Origin of the sequence: Streptomyces sp. MNU89, assembly GCF_020982505.1 — a bacterium.
In the GTDB taxonomy this organism is placed as follows: domain Bacteria; phylum Actinomycetota; class Actinomycetes; order Streptomycetales; family Streptomycetaceae; genus Streptomyces; species Streptomyces xinghaiensis.
In genome coordinates this window covers 1,306,373-1,323,742 of sequence record NZ_JAJKLL010000001.1, presented here as the reverse complement: position 1 = coordinate 1,323,742, position 17,370 = coordinate 1,306,373, and the positions used below count along the sequence as shown (strand labels likewise).

Here is a 17,370-nt window from a genome sequence, read left to right as displayed (position 1 = left end):
GTATGGCGCGGAGGGCGCCCGGTGCGTCCGCCTCGGCGGTGCCCGGGGCTCGGGACGGTCGGTGGCCGGTGGCCGCGGCGGGGTCGGGGGCAGGCTGCGGGAGGGACGTGGGGGCAAGCCACTCACCCTTCTGTCGGCTGGAGGCGGGCGGGGTGCGGGGTGGCGGGAACGGCGGAGGGGTTTGACGAGGCGGTGACGGCCGCCCCCGGGTGAGGGGCGGCGGTCGGCGGCAGGGCGGGGCGGGGGCGCCGGGGCGGAGCCCTGGGTGAGGGGCGGAGGGACCGGGGCGGCCCGCCTGCCCGGCCTAGGAGGAGCGGTGGGCGAGGCGGCCGGTGAGTTCCCGCAGACCGGCGAGGCCCGTTGCGGACAGCTCCAGCGGGCGCAGGCTCCCCCAGGCCGCCTTCCGCCACCGTTCCGCCTCGGCCAGGGTCCAGTCGCGGCCTCCGGCCGCCTCCACCAGTTCGGCGGCGAGCGCGAGTTCGTCCTCGCCGAGCGGATCCGGGCGCGCGAAGAGCTTCCCCAGCCGGCGGCCCGGAGCCGTGCCGGAGGCGAGGGCGGCGACCACCGGCGCACTCCGCTTGCGGGCCCGCAGGTCGGAGAGCGCCGGTTTGCCGGTGCTGCCGGGGCGTCCCCAGATGCCGAGGATGTCGTCCTGGAGCTGGAACGCCAGTCCGAGCCGGGACCCGAACTGCTCGAACGCCTCCTGCGCGGCGGGCGGCGCGCCCGCGTAGGCCGCGCCCGCCCGGCAGGCGAAGCCCAGCAGCGCACCCGTCTTGGCCTCCAGCGTGCGCAGGCATTCCTCGGGGCTGATCTCCCGAACGGCCCCGGCCGCCGTGTCCTCCGTTCCCGGGGCCGACCCGGGGGAGCCGGGCAGCGCGCTTCCCGTCGCGGGCCGGACCGACGCGGCCAGCAGGTCACGGCCCTGGCCGAGGCACAACTGCCGCAGGGCGCGGGCGAGATCGCCGGTCACATCGGCGCCGCCGGGCGCCGGGTGCGAGGAGAGCACCTCGAAGGCGAGGGCCAGCAGACCGTCACCGGCGAGGATGGCCAGCGGGGTGCCGAAGCGCACCCAGGCGGCGGGCCGGTGGCGCCGCACGCGGTCGCCGTCCATCACATCGTCGTGCAACAGCGTGAAGTTGTGGACGAGTTCGGCGGCGAGCGCGGCCGGTAACGCCTCCTTGGGTTCCGCCCCGGCAGCGGCGGCGGTGGCCAGCGCGAGAGCGGGACGCACGAGCTTGCCGCCCTCCGGACGCCCGGAGGTGTCCGTGCCCTCGGGAGTGTGCCGGTCCGGGCCCGGTGCGGCCCCGGGCGGGGCCGGCGCGCCGTCCGCGTCGCACAGCCCCATCTGGTACCCGCACAGCGTGGCCAGGTCCGGGCCGAGCCGGGCGATCCAGTCCAGGAGGGCGGGCGGAACGGTCTCACGGGCGAGGGCGACGGCCACCGGCGGGGCGGGGCGGGGCCGGGGAGCGGCCCCGCCCGGGGCCGGGTCCGTACCGGCGGCGGTGTCCGCGCCGGGGGCGGCGGCCGCGGCAGGGCCGGCGGCCGGGTCCGTGGGGCCGCCCGGGCCCGGCTCCCCGGGGGGTGTCCCCCGGGTCTCCGTCCGGGCGCCGGTCCCTCCGGTCATCACGTTCCCCCTTCGGTGCCCGCCGGCGCGAGGGTCGCCTCCAGATAGGCCGGGAGGCCGCCCCGTTCCCGCTCCCGGTAGCGCAGGGTCGCCCGTGACCAGTCCAGATTGCCGCGCATCCACGACTCCATGCCCGCCAGGTAGGTGGTGAGGGCGGCCCGGTGCTCCGGGTGGGCCGCCAGCAGCCGTTCCCGGTGGCCCAGATAGCGCCGTGTCTCGGCGGAGATGGCTGCGGCCGTGTGCTCCAGCGCCTCCCGCAGGGTCAGGCGCCGGGCGTGCGCCACGACCCGCACCAGGTTGTGGTATTCGCCCAGCGCCATCTCCTTGCCCAGCGAGTACCAGTCGTTCGTCCACACGACCACGTCACTGGAGGCCCGCAGGGCCGCCTGGAAGGGCTCACCGGCGTGGACGGCCTCGGGAAGGTCGAGGTCCCCGACGATGTCGATGAGGTCCATGCACACGTAGATCGCCCCGGTGTGGCGCCGCTGCTCGATGTACTCGGCCTCGCCCGGCACGACCCCCGCGATGCGGTTCTCCGCCTCCCAGCAGGCGGCCTCCAGACAGGCCGCGAGATGGCCGGTGAAACGGCGCCGCCAGGCGGGGGTGGCGCGGCTCGCGGTGCGGTGCCACAGATCGCGCAGCGCCCACGCCAGCGGCGGCTCGCCCGGCGGCCGTTCGCCCTCGGCAGGGCCCTCCCGGTCCAGGACCCGGAGCAGGCCGTCCATCGCCCGCCGGGCGCTGTCGATGTCGCGGCCGACCCGCCCGTCGTCCAGCTGGTCGTCGACGAGGAAGAGCCAGCCGAACCAGTCGGCGACCAGATCCAGGCGGGCCCGGTCGGCGGTCGGGTACGTCCGGGCGGCGAACTGCGCGAACCCGGCACGGCCGAAGCGTTTGCGCGCCACGGTGCCCCGGACCACCTCGAACCGGGCCACCCACGCGTCCAGATGGGCCTCGGCGTGCTCCGCGTGAGGGCTCATCTCCGAGGGGAACGGGCAGTGGATGTCCGGCTGGTGAGCCGTTCCGGACCAGGGTCCGGACCCGGGCCCGGACCCGTCCTCCGGCCCGAGGACGGCGCCCACACCGGCCTCCGCGCTCGCGTCCGCGCCCGTCTCCGCCCGCGTCTCCTGCTGTGGGGATCCGTTCACCGGGGGTGCACCTCCAGGGGGACGCCGCCCTCGGGATGCAGGGTGATCAGCGGCTGCGGGCGCACCGGCGGCTGTCCGGGCGGCAGCCGGAAACGGTGCCGCCGCACGAGGGTGAGCAGCACCAGGTGGAGCTCCGTCAGGGCGAAGTGCTGGCCGATGCAGATGCGTTCACCGCCGCCGAACGGCATATAGGCGTGCCGGGGACGGCCCGCGGACCGCTCGGGGCTGAACCGGCCGGGGTCGAAGGACTCCGGGTCGTCCCACAGCTGCGGATGCCGGTGCAGCACATAGCTGTTGAGATAGATGTTCGACCGGGCGGGGATGTGGAAGCCGCCGATGCGGTCCTCCGTCCGCGCCCGGCGCATGAACTGCCAGGCGGGCGAGTACAGCCGTAACGTCTCCTCCACGACCGAACGCGCGTACGGGGTGCGGGTCATGTCCTCGAAGCGCGGCACCCGGCCGCCGAGTACGGCGTCCGCCTCCTCGTGCAGCTTGCGCTCGACCTCCGGGTGCGCGGCGAGCAGATAGAAGATTCAGGAGAGGGCGTTGGTGGTGGTCTCGTAGGCGCCGACGACCAGATTCAGCACCTCGTGGTGGAGCTGCTCCGGCTCCATCCCCCGGCCGTCACCGTCCTCGTCGACCGCGTTCATCAGCAGGGTGAGCAGGTCGACCTCGTCGCCCGGGCCGGCCGTGCGCCGCTGGACGAAGGAGGCGACGAAGGCGTCCATCCGGTCGATGGCCCGGCGCAGCCGCCGGTGGGCCGGGGTGGGCACGGTCAGCGGCGGGAACGGGAACTTGAAGAACCGGCCCAGCAGCGCGTTCGCCTCGGTGAACGCCTCCGCGAAGTCCCGCGCCGCGCGGCCGACCCGGGCGCTGAACAGCGAACGGTTGACGATCCGCAGCGCCAGCTCGCCGAACTCCTCGTGGACGTTCACCACCGTGCCCGGCGCGTACTGCCGCTCCCAGCGCTCCAGCATCGCGGTCGTCTCGTCGGTCATGTTCTCGGCGAACCTGGCGACGATCACCGGCCGGAACGAGGGCTGCATCAGCCGGCGCTGGCGCTGCCACAGCTCACCGCCCGGGTTGCCGATCAGGCCGTCCCGCAGCACCGGGCGGACCAGGCGGTAGAGCAGCGCGTCCTTGTCGTACTTCGTGCGCTGTTCGACGAGCACCCGGTAGATGTGGTCCGGGTGGTTCAGCATGATCATGGGGATGCCGAAGAGGCGGAACCGCACGATGTCGCCGTGGGTCCGGGCCGCCCACTGCAGGAAGCCGAGCTGGTCGCGGCGGAAGCTGACGCCTCCCCGCAGCCGCTCCGTGAGCCCCACGGCCGGGACCGGGACGGGGGGACCGGCGTCCCGGGCCCCGCTGTCCGGTGACAGATCCAAGGTCATACGATCCTCGCCTTCACGTGCTGTGCGCGTCTTCAGGACTGTGCGGTGAGCGTGAGGTGGTGGGAGTCGAGGGGTCGGGGGTACCAGGTGGGGCGGTGCGTCGGGCCGGCGGGCGCCCGGTGGACTCGCCGGGCCCGCCGGACGGTTGGCGCGGCGGGCCGGCGGGGCCGTCGCGGCCGTCGCGGAAGCACGCTGCGGAATGGGCCACACCCTGCCGCTTCCGCGCAGGCCGATGACAGCGGACCGGCCCAAGAGAGGACAAAGAGGCAGACGTGCGGGCAGGCGGGGCGGCCCGGTGGGGACACACCGCCGAGACGCCGGGAGAGCGCTCTCAGGCCGTCCGGAAGGTGTGACGGGCGGCAGCGCCGGCGCACCGCCGGAGACGGGCGCGCGGCCGGTGACGAGGAGCAGGGCGGAGGCGGGGCCCGGAGGCACCCGGGACCGGCGACGTCCGCGGTGCGCCGGGGGTGCCGCACGGCACCGTCCGGGTGCGTCATCCTCGGACGAGGTGATCACACGAGAGGCTGAAGGTGAACCACAAGGCTGCCGGCACGGCCGAGCCCGCGTACGTCCCCGACCCCAACCGCTGGAAGGCGCTTGCCGTCTGCCTGCTCTCGGGGTTCATCACGCTGCTCGACATCTCGATCGTCAACGTCGGGCTGCCCTCCATCCGCGAGGGCCTGGAGGCGCCCGAGAGTGACATCCAGTGGGTGCTCTCCGGCTACGCCCTCGCGCTGGGCCTGCTGCTGGTGCCCGCCGGACGGATCGGGGACGCCCGGGGCCGGCGCCGGATGTTCATGATCGGGATGAGTCTGTTCACCGTGGCCAGCGCGCTGTGCGGGGCGGCGCAGTCCTCCACCTGGCTGGTGCTCGCCCGGTTCCTGCAGGGGCTCGCGGGCGGCATCCTCACCCCGCAGGTCTCGGCGCTCATCCAGCAGATGTTCCGCGGGGCCGAACGCGGCCGCGCCTTCGGCTACTTCGGCACCGTCATCGGGCTCTCCACGGCCGTCGGCCCGGTGCTCGGCGGGGTCATCATCCAGATCTTCGGGCCGGAGGAGGGCTGGCGGTGGATCTTCTACGTCAATCTGCCGGTCTGCCTGCTCGCCCTGGTGCTGGCGCGCTTCCTGCTGCCCGGCCCGGAGAACGCGACCAAGCCCTGCGCGCGCGACCTGGACCCGGTCGGCATCCTGCTCCTCGGCGCCGGCGTGGCGCTGCTGCTCCTCCCCCTGGTCGAGGCGCAGCAATGGCGGGGCGCCGGCAAATGGCTGCTGGTCCCGGCCGCGCTGGTGTTCCTCGCGGTCTTCGTCCGGTGGGAGCTGCGGCAGGCGCGGCACGCCCAGCCACTGGTCGACATGGGGCTGTTCGGGCTGCGCTCCTACGCGCTGGGCTCGCTCATCATGCTGTTCTACTTCGCCGGGTTCACGTCGATCTTCTTCGTCTTCACGCTCTACCTCCAGTCGGGGCTGGGCTACAGCGCCCTGCAGGCCGGGCTGTCCATCACGCCCTTCGCCCTCGGATCGGCGCTCGCGGCGGCGTTCAGCGGGCGCTTCGTCCACCGGTACGGGCGGGCGCTGGTCGTCGCCGGGCTGCTGGCGGTGGCGGCCGGGCTGAGCGGTGTGATGCTGGCGGTGTACCAGGTGCCGGGCCACCAGGCGGGCTGGGCCATGGCGCTGCCGCTGCTCCTCGCGGGGCTGGGCGGCGGCTCGGTCATCTCGCCCAACCAGACGCTGACGCTCGCCGAGGTGCCTCCCGCGCAGGGCGGCAGCGCCGGGGGAGTGCTGCAGACCGGCCAGCGGATCGGGTCGGCCACGGGCATCGCCGTCGCGGGAAGTGTCTTCTTCGCCAGCCTGGGCGCGGGAGGGAACGGAGACGGGGACTGGGCGGCCGCCTTCCGGCACAGTCTCGGTGTCTCCGTGGCGCTGGTGACCCTGGCGCTGGTGGTCGCGGTGCTCGACCTGCGGGCCCGGCGCGCGGCGGCGCGGCCGGGGGTCTGAGCCGGGCCGGTACGGGCCTCCCGCCGCGCCGTGCCGCTCCGCGCGGACCGGTGCGGGCCCGCCCGGCCGCCGGGCCCGCACCGCCGGACGGCGAGGCGGCGGGCCCGGGGCGGGTTCCGGTCACCCGCCGCGGACGCTCGCGGCGGGCGGCCGGGTGGACCGGCGGGGTCGCTTCTCAGCGCCGCCAGTCCTTCTTCCAGCCCTTCCAGTGCTTCTTGCAGTCCTTCTTCTTGGCGTCCAGCAGGGTGTTGTACAGGGCGTGGAAGGCCGGCTTGCGGGCGAAGTCCTCCGTCATGACCGTCGCGGAGCCCTCGCCCTCGAAGAACACCGGGACCCAGGAGTACTTGTCGGTGAAGCCCCAGATCGTGAAGGAGTTGCAGTCCTCGACGGCCAGACAGGCCGACAGGGTCCGCTGGTAGTAGTCGGCCTGCTGCTCCAGCTGCGCGTCGGTGGGGACACCGCTCTCCGGCAGGTCCATGCGGACGTCCAGCTCGGTGATGGCGGTCTCCAGGCCGAGCTCGTCGAAGCGGCGCAGGTTCTCCTCCAGGCCGCCCGGGAAGCCGTAACGGGTGCTCAGGTGGGCCTGTGCGGAGAAGCCGTGCACGGGCACACCCTGGGCGAGCAGCTCCTGGATGAGCGCGTAGTAGGCGTCGCTCTTGGCGTTGTCGTCCTCCACCCCGTAGTCGTTGAAGAACAGCTTGGCCCCGGGGTCGGCCTCGTGCGCCCAGCGGAAGGCGTCGGCGACGATGTCCGGCCCCAGCTCTCGGATCCAGATGTTCTCCTCGGCGCGCAGGTTGCCCTGCTCGTCGAAGATCTCGTTGGCCACGTCCCACTGCTGGATCCGGCCGGCGTAGCGGCCGACGACGGTGGTGATGTGCTCCTTGAGGATGGAGCGCAGCTCCTCCTTCGAGAAGTCGCCCTGCTCCAGCCACTCCGGGTTCTGGCTGTGCCACAGCAGGGTGTGGCCGCGCACGACCTGCCGGTGGCGGTCCGCGAAGTCGGCGATGGCGTCGGCCGCGCCGAAGTCGTAGCGGTCGCGCTCGGGGTGGATGAACTCCCACTTCATCTGGTTCTCGGCGGAGACCGAGTTGAACTGCCGGCCGAGAATCTTCCGGTACTCCCGGTCCGAGGTGAAGGGGTCCGGGTAGTCCTGCTCCAGGTGGTGGCCGCCGCCCGCCACGGCGGTGCCCACGTAGAAGCCGTCGGGAGCGGCCGAACGCAGCATCTCGTGCCGGTCCTTGGCGCGGGGCGCGGTCCGGAGGTCGGAGGGCGCGTCGGCCGCGGCCGACGTCGCCGCCAGCGGCAGGGACAGGGCGGCCGTGGCGAGCGCGGCGGTGGCGAAGCGGATGGGTCTCATCGGAGCACTCCCGTGTCGGGTCAACCGTTTCAGAAGTTTCCGGAAAGTTTCCGGAAGGTGGCTCCCGGACGTTAAAGGCTCGCCGAGCCGAGAGTCAAGAGATGTGAACGGGCCGGAGTGCCCGGCTGGTTCGGGCGGCGCCGCCGGCGGCCGGACGGCCGGACGGGCCCACTGCCCTCCTGCCGTCCTCCGGCGGACGACGGAACTCCACAACTGAGCGGCCGGGAACACCAGTTGGGTGTCCCCGGCCGCTGCGTCGCATCGTTCACCGCTGCCCCGGTCCACCGGCGGGCGGCTCCCTGCGGAGCCCCCGCCGCGGCTCAACCGGGCAGCTCCGGCTCAGTGCTTGCGGTGCTTCTTCTTCTCCTTGTACTTGACGGTGCCGCTGCCCTGGTCGTCCAGGTACGAGGCCACCCACGCCAGGGGCGCGTTCCAGTTGATGGTGATCTCGTTGGTCGCCCAGGACTCGATGTCGTCGATGTAGCACATCGCCGGGGCGCAGCCCACCAGCTTGTCCTGGGCCACCGGGTCCTCGATGCCGGTGTTCGGGCCGCCGGCGACGGAGCCGGGAGCCGGGTTCGGCAGCGAGGGGTCGAGCTGGTTGGCCCAGAACCGGTGGTGCTGGTTGTGGGAGTCCCGCTCGCCGTAGCCGGTCACGTAGGACTGGTTGAGCGGGTTGCGGCCCAGCAGGTACTCCATGCCGTGCAGCACCGCGTCCCGGTACGCGGCCCTGCCCGTCAGCTCGTGGGCGGTGGCCAGCACGATCATGTTGTTGAGGACCTGGCTGTTGGAGCCCCAGACGTACTGGTTGCCCTCCGGGTCGTACGGCACGCCGTACGCGGACTTGCGGGAGGTTTCGGCGTAGCCGTCGGCCGCCTCGGCCACCGTGGCGCGGACGTCCGCCAGCTGGCCCGCGGTCAGGTCGCTCGGGACGGTCGCCATGGTCAGCGAGCCGAGTCCGCCGGTCCAGCCCCAGGACAGGCCGCCGCGCGGGAAGAGTGCCTCGGTGTCGCCGTGCAGTTCGGAGCCGAGCACGGCCTGGCGGTAGGTGTCCTCACCGGTGGTGACGAAGAGCTCGGCCGCCGCCCAGTAGAACTCGTCCGAGACGTTGTCGTCGCTGTAGGTGCCGCCGCCGGTGCCGTCGTTCGGGTCGGCGAGCACGTCCGGGTTGGCCTTCGCCGCGGCCCAGGCGGTCTCGGCCGCCTCCAGGCACTGCGCCGCGAACTCCTTGTCGTACGGCTCGAAGAGGCGGGCGCACTGCGCGGCGCTCGCGGCCAGGTTGAGCGTGGCCGCGGTCGTCGGCGGGTGCAGCTCGCGCGGCTGCGGGTCCTCGCTGGGCAGCAGCGGCAGACCGGTCCACTGCGCGTCGTGGATCTTGTGATGCACCATGCCCGCGAGCTCCTCGCCCTCGGGCACCTGCATCTTCATCAGGAAGTCCATCTGCCAGCGGGCCTCGTCCAGGATGTCCGGAACGCCGTTGCCCCGCTCGGGCACCCGCAGCTTGCCGTCGCCGAGCGGCGCGCCGTCCGCGCCCTCGGTGTGCAGGGTGCGCTCGAAGTTGGCCATCACCTGGGCGACGGAGATGCCGCCGTTGACGACGTACTTGCCGTGGTCACCGGCGTCGTACCAGCCGCCGGAGACGTCGAGGCTGTAGTCGCACACGCCCTCCTGGCACGGCACGTCGGTGTCGCCCTGGTTGGGCGCGACGCCGATGTGGCCGGCCGGGCGCGCGTACTCCTCGCCGACCAGGTCCGCCTCGATCTCGATGCCGCTGCGGTTGTGGTAGAAGTACGCCAGCGCGTCGGAGCGCAGCGCGGAGTAGAGGTCGTCGCCGATGGCGAACGGCTCGCTGGTGTCCTCGCCGATGGTGACGGTGTAGCCCTCGCCCGCCTTCATCACCTTGCTGAAGTCGAAGGTGTGGACGTTCTGGCGCGAGGTCGGGTCGGTACCGGCCGGCTTGGTCTTCCCGGCCGCCACCTGCTTGCCGCCGGCGTCCTGGACGGTCCAGTCGAGGGGATCGGTGGCGTCCGTGACGACGGTGCCGCTCTTCGCCGCGTGGGTGAGATAGCCGACCTGGTTGACCCGCACCGGGCTGCCGGTCTCCGGCTCGTAGACGGGCGGCTCGGCGCCGCCGGTCAGCGAGACGTCGTCGACGCAGAAGGTGTACGCCTCGTCGCTGCCGCCGATCTGGAAGGCGAGCTGGGCCTCCTCGTTGTCGGCGTTCGCGGTGAAGATGTGCTCGACGGGCTCCGCGGTCTCGTCGATCTGGTCGGAGGCGTTGAGCTCGGCGGTGTACGGGTCGGTCGCCATCTGCACGTTGGTGCGAATGGTCACGGGCACCGTGGAGGTCGCGGTGTAGCGGAGGGTGTAGCTCTCACCGGCGGTCAGCGGGATGTCGTTCTGGCCGACGATGGCGTCCCAGGGGTTGGCGGTGCCGGCCGGGACCTCGGCGCAGAGCCGGCCGTCGACGACCGAGCCCGGGACGTTGGCGGTGAACCACCAGCCGGTGGTGCCGTTGGAGAAGTCACCGTTCGTGACCAGCTCCGGGCCCGGCTCGGCTCCGATGGCGGGCCCAGACAGGGCGGTGCCCAGCAGACCGGCGACGGCGACGGCGCCGAGGAGGCGGCGCCGGCCGCGGTGGGGACGGCCCCTCTGAGGGGGGTCAAGGGGCGGATGCTGTGTCACGGCTCGGTCCTTCCGCGCGATGTGGGGTGGGCAGGAAGTGAGGAGATGTATGGGAGCGCTCCCACGGCATCTTGGGGGCGGGAGGTTGCGCCGTCAAGATGTATGGCCGGCCGAACTCGGCTGAGCGACAAGCCCGTTGGGACGGCCTCTGCGGGGCGCACCCCGGCCCGCCGCGATCGCCGCGAGCCGTACCGGCCGCCTGGCCAGGGGATTTCCGGACCGGTGCGGGGCTGCTCTCCTGCGGCCGGGCGGCGCGGAGAGGTGCGGACGGAAGCCGGGGCCGGCTGCGGGGACTCCCGCCTGTCCGCCCGCCGGAGCCGGAATCGGGTCCCCCGGGCCGGAAGCGGTTGCAGAACGGAACGGAGCGCGGTCGCCGCGGGTTCCGGAGGGGCGACGGGGCCCGGGCGCGCTCCGGGCGGAGGCGCGGTACGGCGGCCCTCCGCCCGCGTCCGGTTAGGGTGATCCGCGGCGCGGGGATGCCCGTCCCGTCCGCCGCCCCCGTCCTTCCGTCCCCTGTCCCCGTCTCCCGGTCCCGCTGTCCTCGTTCCTCGTTCCTCGTTCCTCGTCCTTCGTCCCAAGGAGCACCGTGACCCACGTCGCCGCCGAGCAGCGCTATGACACCATGCCCTACCGCCGGACCGGCCGCAGCGGGCTCAAGCTGCCCGCCGTCTCCCTCGGGCTGTGGCACAACTTCGGTGACGAGAAGCCGCTGGAGACCCAGCGGGCGATCCTGCGCCGCGCCTTCGACCTGGGCGTCACGCACTTCGACCTCGCCAACAACTACGGGCCGCCGCCCGGCGCGGCCGAGCGGAACTTCGGCGAGATCTTCGCCCGCGACTTCCGCCCGTACCGCGACGAGATCCTGGTCTCCTCCAAGGCCGGCTACCACATGTGGCCCGGCCCGTACGGGGAATGGGGATCCCGCAAGAGCCTCCTGTCCAGTCTCGACCAGAGCCTCGGCCGGCTCCGCCTGGACCACGTCGACATCTTCTACTCCCACCGCCCCGATCCGGACACCCCGCTCGAAGAGACCATGGGGGCGCTGGACTCCGCCGTGCGGCAGGGCAAGGCGCTCTACGCGGGCATCTCCAACTACTCGCCCGAGCAGACCCGCGAGGCCGCCCGCATCCTCGCCGGCCTGGGGACACCGCTGCTCATCCACCAGCCCTCGTACTCGATGTTCAACCGCTGGGTGGAGGACGGCCTGCTCGATGTCCTCGACGAGACCGGCGCGGGCTCCATCGCCTTCTCGCCGCTGGCCCAGGGCCTGCTGACCGACCGCTACCTCAAGGGGATCCCGGAGGGCTCGCGCGCCGCGGGTTCCAGCCCCTTCCTGACCGCCGAGGGCATCACCCCGCAGACCCTGGAGAGGGTCCGGGCGCTGCACGGGATCGCGGAGCGGCGGGGGCAGAGCCTGGCGCAGATGGCTCTCGCCTGGGTGCTGCGCGGGGGGAGGGTGACGTCCGCGCTGATCGGGGCCAGCAGCGTCGAGCAGCTGGAGGCGAATGTCGCCGCCGTCGGCAACCTCGACTTCGACGCCGGAGAACTCGACGAGATCGACCGGCACGCGCCGCGGTAGGCAGGGGCGGGCCGGGGCGGGGAGCGGACGGTGCCTACCGGTCGCCGCCCTCCGCCTGGGCCGGTACGGAACCGGGCACCCGCTCCGGCGTGTGCTTGAAGACCTGCCGGGAGTGCCAGGCGACGTACCGCGGCGCGGGAGCGGGGGAGCCCGGCCGGGGGGCGGCCAGGCGCTTGTCGTGGAGATCGTCGACGGCCCGGCCGGCGTCACTGCGGCAGGTGTAGAGGCCGGAGACCCGGATACGCAGATCCTCGGTCAGCCCCAGGACGCCGTAGTCGAACAGCGTGTGGTGCTGAGCGCAGAGGGCCAGCGCGTTGTCGGCCGTGTCGGGGCCGTCCTGGCTGTGCCAGCGGATGTGCGCCGCTTCGAGGCCCACCGGGTTGCGGCCCAGCGCGCCGTCGTAGCCGCACATGGCGCAGGCGTAGGCGTAGGCCCGCAGCACCTCCTCGGCGAAGCCGGCCCGGCGGGCGGACGGAGCGGATGCCCGGACGGGTGGCTGCCGCCGCGGCTCACGCGAGGGGGAGGGGAGGCACAGCTCCGCCCCCTCCTTCGCGGCGGGCGAGTCCAGGCCCGTGTCGGCGCGGATGGCGGTCTCCAGGGACGGCGTGAAGTGCTGGTCGAGCAGGATCCGCGTGGCGGCCGTGAGCGTGCCGGGGTCCGCGAGCAACTGTTCGACGTGGGGGAGGAGCCGGCCGGTGGCGCCGTGCTCCCGCAGCCAGGTGCCGCGTTCGGGCGCGTCCGGGCCGATCGGCCGCCCGTTCCCGTCGCACAGCGCCCACAGGGTGCGCTCCAGATGGACGAAGGGCATCGCCGCGCGCTGCCGGGCGAGGGCGGGGCTCATGACGGCCGGGCCGTAGTCGTTGATCAGCCGGCTGACCGGCTCCTCGGCCTCCTCGTAGGCGACCGCGGTGGAGCCGGTGGCGGTGAACCGCCCGAGCAGCCACAGCAGCAACAAGGGTTTGTGCGGGGCGCGGACCGCCCCGATACGGGCCCGGCGCAGGGCGGCCAAGGCGTTCAGGAGTTCGTCCCGGGTCACCGGACCACCTTTTCACGCCGCCCGCGGGAGTGGGGTACTCCGCGTCGACAATGTCCGGCCGGTGATGTCACCGATGACGTTCACCGGGCCCGGCCGCAGGATGGCGGACGGGCGGCCGGCGGGCCGCTCACCCCGGAACCCCCGGCCGGGGCGAGCCGGAGCCGCGCCGCCGCGCCCCGGCCGGGTTCCCACCTCGGTTCCCGCACCTCCGGCCGCCGTACGGAGCCGGCCCGTTCGAGCGGCCGCGGCACCGTGGTGTGCCGCGCCGCGGACCGCCGGCACCGTCCGCGGCTCAGACCTGGCCCAGGTCCGAACTGACCCAGCGCTGGGGGCGCATGGTGATGACGACCTGTTCGCCGTGCTCCTGCCAGGCGAAGTCGACGTAGCCCTCCACCTTCTCCGGCGGGAGGTAGCGGGCCGAGATCTCCCGCAGCAGTTCCTTCTTCGCGGGGGTGGTGGAGACGACCGGGCCCTCCACGGACACGTACCGGATCGTCGGTTCGAGGCGGTCCACCATCAGGCAGAACCGGCCCGCCCTGGTGATGAGGCGTTCCTTGCGGGAGCCGAGGCCCGTCATGATCCAGATGTCGCCGCCCGGCTGGTACTGGTACCAGATCGGCACGGTCAGCGGAGCCCGGTCCTCCTCGCCCGCGTCCACCGACAGGGCGGCGACATGGGGTTCGGCCAGGAACTGCTCACGCTCTTCACGGTTCAGGGGCATGCGGTCTCTCCTTCGCGGACAGGTCGGTCGGGACCGGCACGGAGCGCGCCGGCCCCGACCGACGCTAGAGGATTGCTCGGGGGACGGAGCGTTGTTCCGCGCTCCGCGGCTCGTCGGCCAGGGGCTCGCGCGGCGCCACAGGCGGAGCCGGGCCGTCAGAGATCCAGAACGAGACGGGGGCAGGCGGCGCGCGAGACGCAGATGAACATGGTGTCGTTGGCGACCTGTTCGTCCGGTGTGAGCAGGGAGTCACGGTGGTCCACGGCCCCGTCCAGGACGGCGGTCTCGCAGGTCCCACAGGTGCCCTCTCGACAGGAGGACAGCACCGGCACACCTGCCTCCTCGACGGCCTGGAGGACACTCCGGTCCGGAGGCACGGACACCGTGATACCGCTGCGGGCGAGCTCCACTTCGAACGCCTCGCCGGGACCGTGCGGGCCGGGGTCCACGGGGGCGAACCGCTCCAGGCGCAGTACGCCCGGTGGCCAGGCGAGTGAGCAGTGCTGCTCCACAGCCTTCAGCAGACCCTCGGGCCCGCAGCAGTAGACCAGCGTGTCCTGCCGGGGGGTGGCCAGCAGCCCGTTCAGGTCGAGTACGCCGCACTCGTCCTGGGGATGGAGGGTGACCCGCTCTCCGTAAGCCGCCCGGAGTTGTTCGTGAAACGCCATCGTGGCGCGTCTGCGTCCGCCGTAGGCCAGGTGCCAGGCGGCTCCGTGCCGTTCCGCCTGGGCGATCATGGGAAGGATCGGGGTGATGCCGATGCCGCCCGCGATGAACAGGTACCGGGGTGATGCCTCCAGTGGGAAGCGGTTGCGCGGCCCGCGGACCCTCACCCGGGTCTCTTCGGGAAGGTCTTCGTGGACTTGTTCCGAGCCGCCACGGCTTTCCGGTTCCCGCAGGACCGCCACCTGCCACCGGGAGCGGTCGGCCGGATCGGAGCACAGTGAGTACTGCCGTACCAGGCCGGGCCCGAGACACAGATCGACGTGGGCGCCCGGGGTCCACTCGGGCAGCGGTGATCCGCCGGGACGCGTGAGTGTCAGGCGTACGACGCCCTCCGCGAGGGCCTCCTTGCGCGCCACGGTCAGATCGAGCTCCACCTCGGCCGCGACGCCGGGGGTGATCACGGTGGGCACAGTTCTTCCTCCGCTATGCCGGGACGGGGTGCGGCCGGGGACGGGTGGGGTGGGAGCCGCCGGGCTCGACGGCGGTGCCGGGGTGGTGGTCTTCGGGATGGCCCAGCAGCCAGTCCCACACCTCCTCCGGGTCCTCGAACTGACGCTCGGCACCGCAGTGGCAGACGGCCAGCAGCCGGTCCGTGCCCAGCAGCCAGTGAATACGGAAGATGCCGTCGCCCGTCAGGACGGCGGGGTGGAGGGCCTTCACCGGGCCACCGTGGTCGGCTGGTCCGCACCGGTCTGCGCCAGGCGGGCGAGGATCCGCCGGGCGGCGAGGCCGCCGGTGTCGATGTTGATGCTCAGCTCCTGGTAGCCGGCCTTCTCGGTGTCCAGGGACTTCTGCAGCGCGTTGAGTGCCACCACGTCCTGCATGACCACGGTGTGGTTGCTGGTGTGCAGGAACTCGCTGACCTTCTCGTCGCCGAGGGCGAAGTCGCGGGCGACCGCCCAGAAGTTGTAGGTGGTCCGCTCGGTGGAGGGGGTGATGCCGTAGACGACCTCCACGTGAAAGGCGTGCGGGTCGCTGCCGTCCGGGCCGGGAGCGGGGGCGCCGACGGGGGCGATGCGGGAGTGGAGCAGGTACAGGCCCGGGGCGTGGTACTCGATGTCCTGCCACCGGGTGATCCGGGTTTCGATGCCGGTGGACTCCGCGTAGAACGGCGGGCACTCCGCGTCGTCCATGTGCCGGCTCACGTAGACGATCCCGGCCGCGTCGTCGACCTCGGTGGTGATGGGCGTCTGCGCGACCTCCGGGGTGCCGATGTAGCCGCCGTGCAGGTAGGTCTCGTGGGAGAGGTCCATGAGATTGTCGACGAGCAGCCCGTAGTTGCCGTCGATCGGCTCCATCCCGGACACGACGGTGTAGTCGGGGGAGTCCATCCAGTGGGCGCGCGGCGGCACGATGTCGCCGGGCTCGTGGTCGCCGATCCACACCCATACGAAGGAGTCCTGCTCGATGACCGGATAGGTCTTCAGGCGCGCCGTGCGGGGGATGCGCTGTTGTCCGGGTACGAAGACGCAGACGCCGTCGGTGCCGTAGGTGAAACCGTGATAGCCGCACATCACTTGATCACCGTTCAGGCGGCTCGGTGCCTGGGACAGGGGAAACCGGCGGTGCACACACCGGTCGGACATCGCCACGGTCCGGCCGTCCTCGGTGCGGTACATCAGGATCGGCTCACCCAGTACGGTCCGTCCGAGGAGTTCGCGCCCGACCTCGCGGCCGTAAGCGGCGACGTACCACTGATTTCGCACAAAAGCGGTCATGGTTTTCCCTTCAGGTATGGGGTCCGGTGCCGCTCCCGGCGGGGCCGGGGCGCAACGGCAGGCGAGTCCAAAGGGGCGGGACGCGGCAGTTCTCCGTGGCCGAGTGCAGTGCGGTCGTCGGAGCCCGGGGCGCACACCGGCCGGCGTGGCCCGGCGGCGAGTGGTGGCCCGGACGCCGAATCGTCGGTTCATGGTGCCCGCCGGGCCGCCCGTCGCCCAGAGGCCTTTCCGGATGCCGGGAAACATTGTCGAAATACTCGCCGCGTGCGTGGGTGCGTGCCTGCCTGCGTGCGGCCCATGGGGGGCGGCAGACGGTGTTCAGCCGCCCGCAGTCACCCGCGTGAAAGGCCGGCGGGTGGGCGGTGACGTCAGGCGTGCGGCGCGGCCATGGCGCGGGAGATGGCCCGGGCGCTGGTGCAGACGAGTTGCGCCAGCGCGCGCGGTGAGGCACTGCCGTGGTGAACCACCAGTGACACGGCGGCGATCACCGCGTTCTCGCCGTCGCGCACCGGGGCGGCGACCGACAGTGAATCCATCGTGACCTGACGCTCGCTGACCGCGTAGCCGTTGGTCCGGATGTCGGCCAGCAGGCGGCGCAACACCTGCGGATCAGTGATCGTGCGGGGCGTGAAGTGTTCGAGGGGGCCGGTGAGCACCTGCTCCTGCACGTCGACGGGGGCATGCGCGAGCAGCACCAGTCCGACGCCGGTGGCTGTCAGGGCGAACCGCCCGCCCACGCGGGTGAGCACGGGTACCGCACCGGACCCGGCGATGCGCTCGACGAAGACGAGTTCGGTCCCTTCACGCACAGCCAACTGCACGTTCTCGCGGGTGATCTGGGAAAGGTCCTGCAGAAACGGCATCGCGTGTTCCCGCAGTCCCTGGCTGCGCGGCGCCAGCGAGCCGACCTGCCACAGCCGCAGGCCGATCCGGTAACGGCCGTCCGCGCCCCGTTCCAGAGCTCCCCAGGCCGTCAGCTCGCCCAGCATCCGGTGCACGGTCGACACCGGAAGACCGGACTTCCGGGACAGCTCGCTCAACGACATCTCGGGGTGGTCCGTGCTGAAGGAGCCGAGGATCTGCAGTGCCCGGCCCAGCACGGGGCCGCTGCCGGACTGGGGGACGCGACGGATCCTGCCGGGCTGTCCCGTCCGGGGGTGCTGTGAACCGGGGCCGTGGGAGAGCGGACCCGTGCGGCTTCCCCGTCCCTGGGTGTGCGGCTCCGCCGCCGGTGGTTCGCCTCCGGTCTGCTCGGCTCCGTCCGCGGCCGCGTTCCCCACCGGCACTCCCGTCCCATCTGTTCGCCGTGCCCGTCGGAAACTCACCGGATGCCTCCCCGCCGCGCCGGTCAGTGTGCAGGACGCTGCTTCCCGTGTCGAGATTCGGGGCAC

General features: G+C 72.8%; 12 protein-coding genes and 1 pseudogene. 2 read left to right on the top strand and 11 right to left on the bottom strand.

Annotation, left to right across the window (positions count from 1 at the left end; translation table 11 throughout):
* Nucleotides 1-304: 304 nt before the first annotated feature.
* The 3 genes and pseudogenes from E4N63_RS05745 to E4N63_RS05735 form a co-directional block, all read right to left on the bottom strand.
* The gene (locus E4N63_RS05745; RefSeq protein WP_230240110.1) at nt 305-1,624 is read right to left on the bottom strand and encodes a polyprenyl synthetase family protein; all 1,320 of its coding nucleotides are present in this window, start codon (nt 1,622-1,624) and stop codon (nt 305-307) included.
* Nucleotides 1,624-2,769: a terpene cyclase gene (locus E4N63_RS05740; protein ID WP_228430292.1), complete on the bottom strand. Its 1,146-nt coding sequence runs from the start codon at nt 2,767-2,769 to the stop codon at nt 1,624-1,626. Before E4N63_RS05740 ends, E4N63_RS05745 begins: the two co-directional genes overlap by 1 nt.
* A pseudogene (locus tag E4N63_RS05735) lies at nt 2,766-4,163 on the bottom strand (cytochrome P450). The gene E4N63_RS05740 and the pseudogene E4N63_RS05735 overlap by 4 nt, the downstream one beginning before the upstream one ends.
* Before the next feature lie 530 nt (nt 4,164-4,693).
* Between E4N63_RS05735 and E4N63_RS05730 the strand changes: the two are divergent.
* Complete coding sequence (locus tag E4N63_RS05730; protein WP_230240109.1) at nt 4,694-6,157, top strand: MFS transporter; 1,464 nt, start codon at nt 4,694-4,696, stop codon at nt 6,155-6,157.
* A gap of 175 nt (nt 6,158-6,332) precedes the next feature.
* Here the strand turns inward: E4N63_RS05730 and E4N63_RS05725 are convergent, their stop codons facing one another.
* Nucleotides 6,333-7,514: an endo-1,4-beta-xylanase gene (locus E4N63_RS05725; RefSeq protein ID WP_125626297.1), complete on the bottom strand. Its 1,182-nt coding sequence runs from the start codon at nt 7,512-7,514 to the stop codon at nt 6,333-6,335.
* A 339-nt stretch (nt 7,515-7,853) separates the two neighbouring features.
* Nucleotides 7,854-10,109 (bottom strand): glycoside hydrolase family 9 protein, encoded by a 2,256-nt coding sequence (locus E4N63_RS05720; protein WP_230242364.1) that lies wholly within the window; start codon nt 10,107-10,109, stop codon nt 7,854-7,856.
* A 676-nt stretch (nt 10,110-10,785) separates the two neighbouring features.
* Here E4N63_RS05720 and mgrA point away from each other — a divergent pair.
* Nucleotides 10,786-11,778, top strand: a complete 993-nt coding sequence (gene mgrA, locus E4N63_RS05715; protein ID WP_230240108.1) for an L-glyceraldehyde 3-phosphate reductase — start codon at nt 10,786-10,788, stop codon at nt 11,776-11,778.
* A gap of 34 nt (nt 11,779-11,812) precedes the next feature.
* Here the strand turns inward: mgrA and E4N63_RS05710 are convergent, their stop codons facing one another.
* The 6 genes from E4N63_RS05710 to E4N63_RS05685 all read right to left on the bottom strand — a co-directional run bounded on the left by E4N63_RS05710 (nt 11,813) and on the right by E4N63_RS05685 (nt 17,259).
* Nucleotides 11,813-12,814: a phosphorothioated DNA-binding restriction endonuclease gene (locus tag E4N63_RS05710; RefSeq protein ID WP_230240107.1), complete on the bottom strand. Its 1,002-nt coding sequence runs from the start codon at nt 12,812-12,814 to the stop codon at nt 11,813-11,815.
* Between the two features lie 292 nt (nt 12,815-13,106).
* On the bottom strand, nt 13,107-13,535 hold the full coding sequence (locus tag E4N63_RS05705) for a pyridoxamine 5'-phosphate oxidase family protein (protein ID WP_125624235.1): 429 nt from the start codon (nt 13,533-13,535) through the stop codon (nt 13,107-13,109).
* A 155-nt stretch (nt 13,536-13,690) separates the two neighbouring features.
* Nucleotides 13,691-14,671 (bottom strand): PDR/VanB family oxidoreductase, encoded by a 981-nt coding sequence (locus tag E4N63_RS05700; protein ID WP_230240106.1) that lies wholly within the window; start codon nt 14,669-14,671, stop codon nt 13,691-13,693.
* A 13-nt stretch (nt 14,672-14,684) separates the two neighbouring features.
* On the bottom strand, nt 14,685-14,921 hold the full coding sequence (locus E4N63_RS05695; RefSeq protein ID WP_125624237.1) for a hypothetical protein: 237 nt from the start codon (nt 14,919-14,921) through the stop codon (nt 14,685-14,687).
* Nucleotides 14,918-15,979, bottom strand: coding sequence for an aromatic ring-hydroxylating dioxygenase subunit alpha (locus E4N63_RS05690; protein ID WP_230240105.1), 1,062 nt, complete (start codon nt 15,977-15,979; stop codon nt 14,918-14,920). The genes E4N63_RS05695 and E4N63_RS05690 overlap by 4 nt, the downstream gene beginning before the upstream one ends.
* A 368-nt stretch (nt 15,980-16,347) precedes the next feature.
* A complete protein-coding gene (locus tag E4N63_RS05685) occupies nt 16,348-17,259 on the bottom strand; it encodes an IclR family transcriptional regulator (protein ID WP_230240104.1) in 912 nt (303 codons plus the stop codon).
* Nucleotides 17,260-17,370 lie beyond the last annotated feature (111 nt).